Source organism: Oxalobacteraceae bacterium OTU3CAMAD1 (genome assembly GCA_024123915.1).
Lineage (GTDB): Bacteria > Pseudomonadota > Gammaproteobacteria > Burkholderiales > Burkholderiaceae_D > Rugamonas.
Genome location: CP099650.1, coordinates 2,469,221 through 2,481,893 on the forward strand (window position 1 = coordinate 2,469,221; position 12,673 = coordinate 2,481,893).

Below are 12,673 nucleotides of genomic sequence, written 5' to 3' on the forward strand. Positions count from 1 at the left end.
AAGGCGGGGTCGTACCCTGCGGGTACGACCCCTGTATGCCGCCGTGCGGGTTAAAGGATGCGCCGCCACTCGCAATGTTTATTTTGTAATGTTATTGACTTTGCCGTAGCCGTTTGCAACACTGGACTGACCCACACAGTATCCGGAGTTGGCATGCGCCTTCTGTCCCGTCTTATCGGCATGGCTGCTTTCTGCAGCCTGCCGCTCGCCGTTTTCGCCCAAACCACCATCACCTCGTTCTCGCCCACCGGCACCGTCAAAGGCGTGCGCCAAGTGGTGGCGCGCTTTAGCGCGACCATGGTCCCGCTGGGCGACATGCGCCTGTCCGATCCCTTCACGGTCGACTGCCCCGAGAAGGGCAAGGGACGCTGGATCGACGGCCAAAACTGGAGCTACGATTTTGACAGGGACCTGCCGGCCGGCGTGGCCTGCCGCTTCACCGCCAAGAGCGGCGTCAAGGACTTGAGCGGCAAGCCGCTGTCCGGCGAGCGCGCCTTCGGCTTCGACACCGGCGGTCCCGCCATCGTCGAATCGCTGCCGTATGAAGGCAGCAACCGCATCGACGAACAGCAGATCTTCGTGCTCGCTCTCGACGCCCCGGCCAGCGACGCCACCATCGCCGCCAACGCCTGGTGCCGCGCCGACGGCGTGCACGAAAAAATCGGGGTGCGCATACTCGCCGGCGCCGAGCGCCAGAAGATCCTCGATCTGCGCAAGGACTTCGCCAACCGCTATCTGTCGCTGTACTTCAAGGCGCGCGGCGTGGTGTGGCGCGCCACGACGGAGGTGCGCAACAACCGGATAGAGAAGCTGCCGATCGTGGTGCTGCAATGCCAGCGGCCCTTGCCGGCCGAGGCCAACGTGGCGCTGGTGTGGGGCGCCGGCATCGCCGCCGACAGCGGCATCGTCACCGGCCAGGCGCAGACGCTGGCGTTCAAGACGCGGCCGGACTTCACCGCCAAACTGAGTTGCGAAAGACTGGCCGTCAAAGGCGGCTGCATCCCGTTCCTGCCGCTGCGCTTGCAGTTCTCTGCGCCGGTGCGCACGGCCGATGCGCTGGCCGTCAGGGTAACGGCGCCCGGCGGGAAAATCTTCAAGCCGAAACTGGAAACATACGACGCCAAGGCGGACGATGTCGATCACTTGACCATCCCGGGACCGTTCCCGGAGAACGCCAAATTGCTGCTGTCGCTGCCGCCCGCACTGAAGGACGACGCCGGCCGCCCGTTGATCAATCAACGGCGCTTCCCGATGGCGGTGCAGACCGCCGCGCAGCCGCCGCTGGTCAAGTTCCCGGCGCGCTTCGGCATCATCGAGGCCAAGGGCGACCGCCTGCTGCCTGTCACCGTGCGCAATATCGAGGCCAATGTGGCAGGTCTGAAAACCGCTATCGAAGGCGCGTCCCTGCGCGTCAACGACGCCGGCACGCAGGAGCAGCAGGACCAGCAGATCATCGCATGGCTCAAGCGCATGAGTTATAGCGGCAGCTGGCAGCCGAGCGAACTGGGTGGGGAGGCCTTGTACAAGCCGCTGCTGGCCGGCGGCGCTGGCGCCACGGCAGCGCAGCGCTTCACCATGCCCAAGCCGGGCGGCCAGAAAGCCTTCGAGGTGGTTGGAATCCCGTTGCGCAAGCCGGGATTCTACGTGGTGGAACTGGCCAGCCCGCGACTGGGCGCGGCGTTGTCCGCCAAGCGGGAGACGGCTTACGTCAGTTCGGCCGCGCTGGTGACTAATCTGGTGGCGCACTTCAAGCGCGGCGCGCAGTCGTCGCTGGTGTGGGTCACGTCGCTCGACAAGGGCAAGCCGGTGGCGCAGGCGCAGGTGTCGGTGCGCGATTGCGCCGGCAAGCAGGTGTGGCAGGGCGTCACCAACGGCGACGGCGTGGCGCGCATCCAGCAGGAATTGGCGGAGAGCGCGTGCGAGCCGCGCGGCGGCTTCTTTGTCAGCGCGCGCAGCGGCGGCGACATGACGTTCACCTTGTCCGATTGGGATCGCGGCATCGAGAACTGGCGCTTCAACCTGCCGACCGAGGGCGAAGGGGCCGACAACGTCATCGCCGCCACGGTATTCGACCGCACCTTGCTGCGCGCCGGCGAGACGGTGCACATGAAGCACTTCCTGCGCCGCCACGTGGAGCAGGGGATCGCGCTGGTCGGCGCGAAAGACGCGCCGCGCAAGCAGCGGCCCGCCTACGACACCAACCAGCTGACGGCCGAGGAGCGCAAGGCCCAACCGTCGAGTATTTTCCTGGTCCACGAGGGCAGCGAGCAGCGCTACGAATTGCCGATCGCCTGGAGCGCCAACGCCACCGCCGCCAACGACTGGGCGATTCCGGGCGACGCCAAGCAAGGCTGGTATCAGGTGATGCTGGGCGGCCGCGTGGCCGGGCGCTTCCGCGTCGAGCAGTTCCGCGTGCCGACCATGAAGGCCCTGTTGCAAGGGCCGCAGGCGCCGGCCGTGCAAGCGACTTCGGTGGACCTGGACGTGCAACTGAGCTACCTGTCCGGCGGCGGCGCGGGCGGCGCGCCGGTGCAACTGCGCACGGTGGTGCAGGACAAGCAGGTCGCATTCGAGGATTACGAGAACTTCACCTTCAGCAGTGGCGACGTCAAGCTCGGTGTCGAGCGCCAGTCGGGTGGGTTCGACGAGGACGAGGGTGTGTTCGATGAAGGAGGCGAGGGCGCCACCGAAGGGGCAGCCACCGGCTTCAAGACGCGCAACCTGACCCTGGACAAGGCCGGGGGCACCCGCGTGAAGCTCGACCAACTGCCCGCCGCCACGGTTCCACACGAACTGATGGCGGAGATGTCCTATCAGGACGCCAACGGCGAAACGCTGTCGGCGGCCACGCGCATACCCCTGTGGCCGTCGAATTACGTGATCGGCATCCAGCCCGATGGCTGGGTGATGAGCAAGGACGCGCTCAAGTTCCAGGTGGTGGTGCTGGACTTGCAAGGCAAGCCGGTGGCCGACGCGCCGGTGTCGGTCGATTTCTTCCAGCGGAATTCGTACGCCCACCGCAGGCGCTTGATCGGCGGCTTCTACGCCTACGAGAACAGCAGCGAAGTCAAAGCCATGGGCGCCGCCTGCGAAGGCAAGACCGACGCCAAGGGATTATTGATCTGCCAGGTCAAGGCGCCGGCTTCGGGCAACCTGATTCTGCGCGCGCAAACCCGCGACGGTGGACAGCACGTGGCCATGACCAACCGCGAAATGTGGGTGGCCGACGGCGACGACTGGTGGTTCAGCGCCACCGACAACGACCGCATCGACCTGCTGCCGGAGAAAAAACGCTACGAGCCGGGCGACACCGCCAGCTTCCAGGTGCGCATGCCGTTCCGCGAGGCGACCGCGCTGGTGACGGTGGAGCGCGAAGGTGTCATCGATACTTACGTGCGGCCGCTGACCGCGAGCGAGCCGGTGTTCACGATCCCCGTGAAAAAGGCCTACGCGCCCAACGTCTACGTGTCGGCGCTGGTGGTGCGCGGCCGCGTGGCAAGCGTGCAGCCGACCGCGCTGGTCGACCTGGGCAAACCGGCCTACAAGCTGGGGATCGCGCCGCTGCGCGTGGGCTGGTCGGCCAATGAGCTGAAGGTGCAGGTCACGTCCGATAAGCAGGTCTACAAGGTGCGCGACAAGGCAGGCGTTAAAGTGAAGGTGACGCGCGCCGATGGTTCGGCGCCGCCGGCCGGTGCCGAGGTGGCGCTGGCGGCGGTCGATGTCGGCCTGCTGGAGCTGATGCCCAATACCAGTTGGGATCTGCTGGAGACGATGATGCAGCAGCGTAGTTTGCAGGTGCAGACCGCGACCGCGCAGATGCAGGTTGTCGGCAAGCGCCACTTCGGCCGCAAGGCCGTGCCGCACGGCGGTGGCGGCGGCAAGGGTGGTGGCCGCGAACTGTTCGACACGCTGCTGTTCTGGAAGGCGCGCGTGACGCTCGACGCCAACGGAGAGGCTTCGGTGCAGGTGCCGATCAACGATTCGCTGACGGCTTTCCGCATCGTCGCCATCGCCAACGCGCAGGCGGATTTGTTCGGCACCGGCCGCACGGAGGTGCGCAGCTCGCAGGATCTGATCCTGCTATCGGGCCTGTCGTCGGTGGTGCGCGAGGGCGACCGCTTCCGCGCCGGCTTCACCCTGCGTAATACGACCGACGCCGCCGTCAAAGTCACGCTGGGGGCGAGCGCCGCCGGCAAGGCGCTGGCGCAGCAGCAGGTGGCGCTGGAGGCGGGGGAGGCGCGTGAAGTCGGCTGGGATTATCAGGTGCCATTGGGCGCGCAATCGCTGGCGTGGGATGTTAGCGCCAGTATCGCCGGTTCAGCTGATGCGCCGGCTTCGCGCGACCGCTTGAAGGTTAAGCAGAAAGTCGTGGCGGCGGTGCCGCTGCGAACCACGCAGGCGACCTTGCTCCAGCTGGAACGCAAGCAGAGCATCCCGGTCAAGCTGCCGGACGACGCCTTGCCGGGCCGTGGCGGCGTGCAGACGCAATTCGCGACCACCCTGGGCGGCGATATGCCGGGCGTGCGCGATTACATGAGCGCTTATCCTTATCGTTGCTTCGAGCAGGTGACCTCGCGCGCGATCGCGCTGCACGACCCGTCCATGTGGCAGTCGGCGGTCGACACGCTGCCTGCGCATCTGGATGCGAATGGCCTGGTCAAGTATTTCGCCGGCATGCAGTCGGGCAGCGACAGCCTGACAGCTTATGTGCTCTCCGCCTCCGACGATGCCGGCTACGACATCCCGCCGGAACTGAAGGCGCGCATGGAGTCCGGCCTGCTGGCCTTCGTGCAGGGCAAGGTGACGTTGTATTCGGCCCTGCCGACGGCCGATCTGGCGGTGCGCAAGATCGCCGCGCTGGAGGCGCTGTCGCGCTCCAACGGCATCAATGCCAGCGAGCTCGAATCGTTCACCGTCGCGCCGAATCTGTGGCCCACGTCGGCCGTCATCGACTGGTATCTGATCCTGCGCCGGTCCGACAAGCTGCCGCAACGCGCCCAGCGGCTGGCCAGCGCGGAGCAGATTTTACGTTCGCGCCTGAACCTCCAGGGCACGACGATGGGCTTCTCGACCGAACGCACAGACGACTGGTGGTGGCTGATGGCGTCCGCCGACAGCAACGCCAACCGGCTGTTGCTGGCGATGGCCGACAATCCGGCCTGGCGCGACGACATGGGCCGATTGGCGCGCGGTGCGCTGGGGCGTCAACGCGCCGGACGCTGGGGCACGACCGTGGCCAACGCCTGGGGCGTGCTGGCGCTGGACCGCTTCGCGCAGAAGTTCGAGAGCCAGAAGGTGACCGGCACTGCCAGCGCGACGTTGGGACAGGCCAGCAAGAGCATCGCCTTCGGCGGCGACGCCAGCGGCGGCAAGGCCATGTTGCCATGGCCTCGCGGCGGCAGCGGCAAGCTGGAACTCGATCATGCCGGCGCCGGCAAGCCGTGGGTGACCTTGCAGACCGTGGCGGCCGTGCCGCTCAAGGCGCCGCTGTCGAGCGGCTACAAGATCGCCAAGACCATCACGCCCGTCGAGCAGGCGGTCAAGGGCGAATGGTCGCGCGGCGATGTCTATCGGGTGCGCCTCGATCTGGAGGCGCAATCGGATATGACCTGGGTGGTGGTGGACGATCCCATCCCGGCCAGCGCCACGGTGCTTGGCTCTGGACTGGGCCGCGATTCGGCGTTGCTGGACGCGGGCAACCGCCGCACCGGCTGGGTCGAGCCGGCGTTCGAGGAGCGCACGTTCGAGGGCTTCCACTCGTTCTATCAGTTCGTACCGAAGGGGAAGTGGAGCGTGGAGTACACGGTGCGGCTGAATAATGCGGGCCAGTTCAACCTGCCGCCGACGCGCGTCGAAGCGATGTACAGCCCTGAGATGTTCGGCGAGTCGCCGAACGCGCCGTTGAGGGTGAAATGAGATTGAGCCTGGCCTTCGCGCTGGCGCTGGCCGGCGCCGCGCATGCCGCCGGTCCGGTGGAGGCGGCGACGCAGGACGTGCCGACGCCGGAGCAGGTGCGCGCCGGCTACCGCTCGTCCGAGGCGGCGCTGCTGGACCGCCATGGCGAGCCGGTACAGTCGCTGCGCGTCGACATGGCGGTGCGCCGGCTGCCATGGGTGGAGTTGAAGGATATCTCCCCCGCGCTGCCAGGCGCCATTTTGCAGGCGGAGGACCAGCGCTTCTATCAACACGATGGCGTCGACTGGAGCGCCGCCGCCAAGGCGGCCTGGGATAACCTGTTCCGCAGCCGGCCGCGCGGCGCGTCCACCATCACCATGCAGTTGGCCGCTTTGCTGCATCCGGATCTACGGCCGAGCGCCAAGGGCCGCAGCTGGGGCCAGAAGTGGGACCAGATCAAGGCCGCGCGCCAGCTCGACGCCACCTGGAGCAAGCAGCAGATCATCGAAGCGTATCTGAACCTGGTGTCGTATCGCGGCGAACTGCAAGGCGTCGGCGCGGCGTCGCGCATCTTGTTTGGCAAGGCGCCGTCGGGCCTGAACCAGTCCGAGTCGGTGATACTCGCCAGCCTGCTGCGCGGGCCGTCGGCATCGCCCAAGATCGTCTCGCAGCGCGCCTGCGCGCTGGGGCGCGAGCTGAGGATGCCCGCGACCTGCAGCGATATCGAGCTGCGTATCCTGGTCGCGTTGGGGCGCCCGCAGTTGGCGGTCGATCTGCCACCGGCGCCGCAGGTCGCGCAGCAGTTGCTGACCGGTGGCGGGCAGTCGATCCGCAGCACGCTCGATGGGGAGCTGCAGCGGTATGCGCAGACCGTCCTGCGCCAGCAGTTGATGTCCCTGCAAGGGCGTAACGTCCACGATGGCGCGGTGGTGGTGCTCGACAACGCCAGCGGCGACATCCTGGCCTACGTTGGCAATGCCGGCGACGGCGAGGTCGATGGCGTGGCGGCGCTGCGGCAGGCTGGATCGACGCTGAAACCGTTTTTGTACGAGCTGGCGATCGAGCGCAAGCTGATCACCGCCGCCTCGCTGATGGACGACACGGCGATCGATATCTCCACGCCCTCCGGCCTGTATGTCCCGCAGAATTACGACAAGGATTTCAAGGGCTATGTCAGCGTGCGCACCAGCCTTGCCAGTTCGTTGAACGTGCCGGCGGTGCGCACTTTGGTGATGACGGGATTGGAGCGCTTTCACGAGCGGCTGCGCGACGTAGGCCTGAGCAGTTTGACGCAGTCGGCGGATTTCTACGGCTATTCGCTGGCGCTGGGTTCCGCCGAGGTGTCGTTGCTGGACTTGAGCAACGCCTACCGCGTGCTGGCCAATGGCGGCATGGCGGGGCCGGTGCGGCTGTCGTTGACCGGTGCGCCGATGCAGGCGCCGCGCCGCGTGCTCGATGAGCGCGCCAGTTTCGTCGTCGGCGATATTCTGGCCGACCGGGGTGCGCGCAGCCTGACCTTCGGCTTGAAGAACGAACTGGCCACCACCTTCTGGAGCGCGGTCAAAACCGGAACCAGCAAGGATATGCGCGACAACTGGTGTGTGGGTTACACAGACCGCTACACGGTCGGGGTTTGGGTCGGCAATTTCGACGGCCAGCCGATGTGGGATGTCTCAGGGGTGACGGGGGCGGCGCCGGTGTGGCGCGATGTGGTCGATTATTTGCATCGCGGCCGGCCGGGCGGCGCGCCCAAAGCACCGCCCGGCGTGGCGCGCCAGCAGATCGTGTATCAGCCTGCGCTGGAGACGGCGCGCGGTGAATGGTTCTTGGCCGGGACGGAAAGCCCGGTCGTCGCGCTGGTAGGCGACGCCGGACGGGCGCCGAAGATACTTTACCCGGCCGATACGGGGATTATCGCGCTCGATCCGGATATCCCGAGGCGTATCGAGCGGGTGTTTTTCCATGCGCAGGGCGGGCGAGGGCTGAAATGGCGGCTTGACGGCAAGCCGCTGGGCGGTGCGGATGCGGATTACGCGTGGCATCCGGTGGCCGGACAGCACGAGCTGGCGCTGGTGGACGAGGAGGACAAAGTCGTCGCCAGTAACCGCTTCCAAGTTCGTGGCAACACCGAGCCAACCCTATCCCCTCGATAACGATATGCCCGCCGCACGCCCAAGGGGTCGTACCCCGTACGGGGTACGGCCCCGCCTGGCCCTGCGGGTTTGCCGTTGCCGCCAAGACCGACAACAAAAAGCCGGCGCTAGGCCGGCTTTTTGGATGCTACTGACTTGCGATCTTATTCGCGGCTACCGCCGGCGATACCCAGCAGCGACAACAGGCTGGTGAAGATGTTGTACACGTCGAGGTACAAACGCAGCGTGGCGCTGATGTAGTTGGTCTCGCCGCCGTTGACGATCTGCTGCACGTCATACAGGATGTACGCGGAGAAGATCGCGATCGCCACCACCGAGATGACGATGCCCAGTGCCGGGATGTTCAGGAAGATGTTGGCAAGCGAAGCCAAAATCAGCACGATGACACCGGCGAACAGCCACGTGGCCATGCCCGAGAAGTCACGCTTGGAGACCGTGGCGATCGATGCCAGCACCGCGAACACCGACGCCGTACCACCGAAGGCCGCCATGATCAGGAAGCCACCGTTTTCGAAGCCCAGGATGCGCGACAGCAGGGGCGTCAACATCAGACCCATGAAGAACGTGAAGCCCAGCAGCAGGGCCACGCCCACGCCGGAATCCTTGTTCTTTTCAATCGCCCAGATGAAACCGAAGGCGCCGGCCAGGAACACCAGTGCCATCAAACCGCCGCCCAGCGGCAGGTGCAGGGACACGCCCAGCGCCGCGCCAAACACGGTCGGGATCATCGACAACGCGAGCAGCCAGTACGTATTGCGCAGCACGTTGTGCTGTACGGCACGGCGACTGCCAGCCGACAGATCGTAAGTTTTTTCCATATTAATCATAGTGCCTCCCTCAAAGTGATTCGGTTTACCGCTTGTTAAAAGCATAGCACGTACTAGCCAAAATACCCAAAAACATGTACCAAAAGCACTTAATCCGGGCTTAAACACGAGTATCCGCGTCGAAACCGGGATTTTTCGCCCCGAAACGGGGCATGCGCTTGCCTGCTTACATCCTTATCTGGTGCCCTTGCTCGGAATATGGGGTGTTCTATGGTAAAATCAAAGGTTGATTGAGCTATCAATTTTGTTTTAAACCTTTCTTTTTATTGGAGTTTTTCAAATGGCAATCGAACGCACCCTGTCGATCATCAAACCAGACGCAGTTGCAAAAAACGTTATCGGCCAAATCTACAGCCGTTTCGAAGGCGCTGGCCTGAAGATCGTTGCTGCTCAAATGAAGCAGCTGTCGCGTGAAGAGGCTGAAGGTTTCTACGCTGCGCACAAAGAGCGCGGCTTCTTCAAGGACCTGGTCGACTTCATGGTCTCGGGCCCAGTCATGATCCAGGCACTGGAAGGCGAAAACGCCGTCCTGAAAAACCGCGAACTGATGGGCGCTACCGATCCTAAGAAGGCAGAAAAAGGCACCATCCGTGCTGACTTCGCCGATTCGATCGACGCTAACGCCGTTCACGGTTCCGACGCTGTCGAAGCCGCTGCAGTTGAAATTGCCTACTTCTTCGGCAAGTAATTCGTTGTAGTACCCCGTTTCCGCCTCCGCGCGGAAACGGAGTTTTTTTAGAACTGTTTTGAAATTTGCAATGGGTACAACCTTGAACGCACCTCTGACCAACTTGCTGGACTTCGATCCCGCGCAGCTCATCGCTTATTGCGCCGAGTTGGGGGAGAAGCCGTTCCGCGCCAAGCAACTGCAACGCTGGATCCATCAATTCGGCGCGTCGGACTTCGACGCCATGACCGATCTGGCCAAGTCGCTGCGCGACAAACTGAAAACCCGCGCCCACGTCACGGCGCCCGCCATCATCAGCGACCACACGTCCACCGACGGCACGCGCAAATGGCTGGTCGACGTCGGCAACGGCAACGCGGTCGAAACCGTGTTCATCCCGGAAGAAAACCGTGGCACGCTGTGCATTTCCACCCAGGCCGGCTGCGCCGTCAACTGCCGCTTCTGCTCGACGGGCAAGCAGGGTTTCAGCCGCAACCTGAGCGTCGGCGAGATCATCGGCCAGCTGTGGATGGCCGAGTTCGAACTGCGCCGCACCAAGGGCATCGAGCCGGGTCCGAAGGGCGAGCGCCAGATCACCAACGTCGTCATGATGGGCATGGGCGAGCCGCTGCTGAACTTCGAGCCGACCGCCACCGCCCTCAAGCTGATGCTCGATGATAACGCCTACGGCCTGTCGCGCCGCCGCGTGACCCTGTCGACGTCCGGCGTGGTGCCGATGATGGACAAGCTGTCGCAGGAAGTGCCGGTGGCGCTGGCGGTGTCGCTGCACGCGTCCAACGACGAGCTGCGCAGCAGCCTGATCCCGCTGAACAAAAAGTACCCGCTCAAGGAACTGATGGCCGCCTGCAAGCGCTATCTGGAGTTCGCCCCACGCGACTTCATTACCTTCGAGTACTGCATGCTCGACGGCGTCAACGACAGCGACGAGAACGCCCGCGAACTGATCGCGCTGGTGCAGGACCGCCAGTTCGGCGTCAACTGCAAATTCAACCTGATTCCGTTCAATCCGTTCCCGGAATCCGGCCTGCTGCGCTCGAAGAACCCGCGCATCAAGGCGTTCGCCCAGATCCTGGTCGACGCCGGCATCGTCACCACCATCCGCAAGACGCGCGGCGACGATATCGACGCCGCCTGCGGCCAGTTGGCCGGCGAAGTCCAGGACCGCACCAAGGTGGCGCAGCGGATGGAAAAGATGGCCGAGTACCAGCAAAAGTTCGGCGCCAATTTCGGCAAGATCGTGGAGATCACTTCCTGATGACGCTCCTGGCGCAGCGTAGCCGGCGGCTCGTCGCGCTCGGGTTGATTCCGGCGCTGGCGGGGACGTTGGCCGGTTGCGCCTCGGGGCCGGAACGCGGCAACAGCGGCCAGGCCGAGCTGACCACCGCGTCCGACCAGACCGGCGTCCAGCGCAAGGTCGAGATCCGCATGCAGCTGGCGGTCGGCTATTACGAGCAGGGCCAGTACACGTTCGCGCTTGACGAGGTCAAGATGGCGCTGGTGGCCGATCCGCAGTACGCCGACGGCTACGGCATGCGCGGCCTGATTTATCAGGCCATGGGGGAGAACGGCCTGGCCGAGGATAACTTTGTCCGCGCGCGCAAACTCGCGCCGGGCAATCCGGATCTGGCCAACAATTATGGTTCTTTCCTGTGCCAGAACGGCCGGGTGGCGGAGGCGATGCCGCTGTTTGACACCGCGCTGGGCAACCGCATCTATCGTTCGCCGGCGTCGGCCGCGAACAACGCCGGGTCCTGCGCGCTGAAGACCAAGGATTACGCCAGCGCGGAGCGTTATCTGCTGCAAGCCTTGCAGTTGACGCCCGACCTGCCGGCCACCAACGCCAATCTGGCGCGGGTATATTTTGAAAAGCGCGATTATGTGCGCGCCAATTTCTTCATAACCCGTCTGAACAAGGTGGCAAAGATGGAGAGCCTGACGGCCGATGTGCTGTGGCTCGGGATTAAGGTGCAGCATAAGGTGGGCGATAAGGGGGCTGAAGCTGCTTGGGCGACGCAATTGCGCCGCCACCACCCCGGCTCGACCGAATATGCTGCTTATCAACGTGGGGCGTTTGATGAGTGAGACAGGGATACCAATGAATTCAGAGTGGGCAGAACCGCCGAAAAAAGACCAGGGCAGCACCAGCCTGGCCACGCCCGGAGCACAACTGGCCGCCCAGCGCGAAGCGATGGGCATGTCGGTGGAACAGATCGCCGACCAGCTCAAGCTGGCGCCGCGCCAGGTCGTCGCGCTGGAAGCGGGCGATTACGCCTCCTTGCCAAATATGGCGGTGGTGCGTGGTTTCGTCCGCGCCTACGCCAAGGTGGTCAAGCTGGACCCGACGCCGCTGGTGGCGATGATCGCGGTGATCTCCCCGACCAGTCCCGAGGCCGCGCCACCGCGCACGCAACGGGCCGCCGAGTTTTCGGAGTCGCGCTTCCCGCTGATGACCGACCGTTCGTCCGGCCGTGGCGGCTGGATGGTGGGCGCCGTCGTGGTGGCCGCCGCGTTGATCGGCGGCGGCGTGTACGCCTACCAGAGCGGTTTGATTTCGACCTCGATGTTCGAGCGCGCCAGCGGTGACCCCGCCGCCAGCGCCGTGACCGAGCTGCCCAAGCCGATCGATTCGACCATGCCGCTGGAGACGACCCTGGTCAAGCCGGGCCAGGAAACGACGACGCTGCAGTCGCCGAATGTGCCGCTGATTTCGGTGCCGCCGCCAGGCGCGTCGACCAATCCTGCCGACGCTGCGAGCGCGCCGGCAGGCGCCCCCGCACCAGCCGCCGCGACGACGACCACCGCGCCAGCGACCGGCGCGCCGGCCGCGCAGGTGCTGCCGCCCGCCGCCTCTCCGGCAGCGGCGACCGGCACGCAGCTGGTGCTGGAAGTGACGGCCGATTCGTGGGTGGAGATTCGCCGTCCCGGCACCAAGCCGCTGATTTCGCGCCTGGTCAAGGCGGGCAGCACCGAGACCTTCGATATCAAGGATCCGGCGCTGCTGATCGTCGGTAAACCTGACGGGGTGAAGGCTACTTTGGGCGGCGCGCCACTGGCGCTGCCACCGGTCGCCGGGGGCACGATCTCCCGCGTGAATATCAAGTAAGCGTATT

Annotated in this window: 7 protein-coding genes; 6 read left to right on the forward strand and 1 reads right to left on the reverse strand. The window is 65.0% G+C overall.

Features of this window, described 5'->3' with window-relative positions:
• Positions 1 to 153 precede the first annotated feature (153 nt).
• Both NHH88_10610 and pbpC read left to right on the forward strand, forming a co-directional pair.
• Positions 154 to 5,916, forward strand: a complete 5,763-nt coding sequence (locus NHH88_10610) for an MG2 domain-containing protein (protein ID USX16201.1) — start codon at positions 154 to 156, stop codon at positions 5,914 to 5,916.
• Positions 5,913 to 8,048, forward strand: a complete 2,136-nt coding sequence (gene pbpC / locus NHH88_10615) for a penicillin-binding protein 1C (GenBank protein ID USX16202.1) — start codon at positions 5,913 to 5,915, stop codon at positions 8,046 to 8,048. Before NHH88_10610 ends, pbpC begins: the two co-directional genes overlap by 4 nt.
• Positions 8,049 to 8,191: 143 nt before the next feature.
• On the opposite strand, the gene NHH88_10620 is transcribed toward pbpC, so the two are convergent.
• Entirely contained in the window at positions 8,192 to 8,875 is a 684-nt protein-coding gene (locus NHH88_10620) for a Bax inhibitor-1/YccA family protein (protein ID USX16203.1), read from the reverse strand.
• A 280-nt stretch (positions 8,876 to 9,155) separates the two neighbouring features.
• Between NHH88_10620 and ndk the strand changes: the two genes are divergently transcribed.
• The 4 genes from ndk to NHH88_10640 all read left to right on the forward strand — a co-directional run bounded on the left by ndk (position 9,156) and on the right by NHH88_10640 (position 12,666).
• The gene (gene ndk, locus NHH88_10625; protein USX16204.1) at positions 9,156 to 9,563 is read left to right on the forward strand and encodes a nucleoside-diphosphate kinase; all 408 of its coding nucleotides are present in this window, start codon (positions 9,156 to 9,158) and stop codon (positions 9,561 to 9,563) included.
• A 70-nt stretch (positions 9,564 to 9,633) separates the two neighbouring features.
• Positions 9,634 to 10,818 carry a 23S rRNA (adenine(2503)-C(2))-methyltransferase RlmN gene (gene rlmN, locus NHH88_10630; GenBank protein USX16205.1) on the forward strand — a complete coding sequence of 395 codons (1,185 nt, stop codon included), beginning with the start codon at positions 9,634 to 9,636 and terminating at the stop codon, positions 10,816 to 10,818.
• Positions 10,818 to 11,645 carry a type IV pilus biogenesis/stability protein PilW gene (gene pilW, locus NHH88_10635; GenBank protein USX16206.1) on the forward strand — a complete coding sequence of 276 codons (828 nt, stop codon included), beginning with the start codon at positions 10,818 to 10,820 and terminating at the stop codon, positions 11,643 to 11,645. Before rlmN ends, pilW begins: the two co-directional genes overlap by 1 nt.
• Before the next feature lie 13 nt (positions 11,646 to 11,658).
• Positions 11,659 to 12,666, forward strand: coding sequence for a DUF4115 domain-containing protein (locus NHH88_10640; protein ID USX16207.1), 1,008 nt, complete (start codon positions 11,659 to 11,661; stop codon positions 12,664 to 12,666).
• The last annotated feature ends 7 nt before the right edge of the window (positions 12,667 to 12,673 follow it).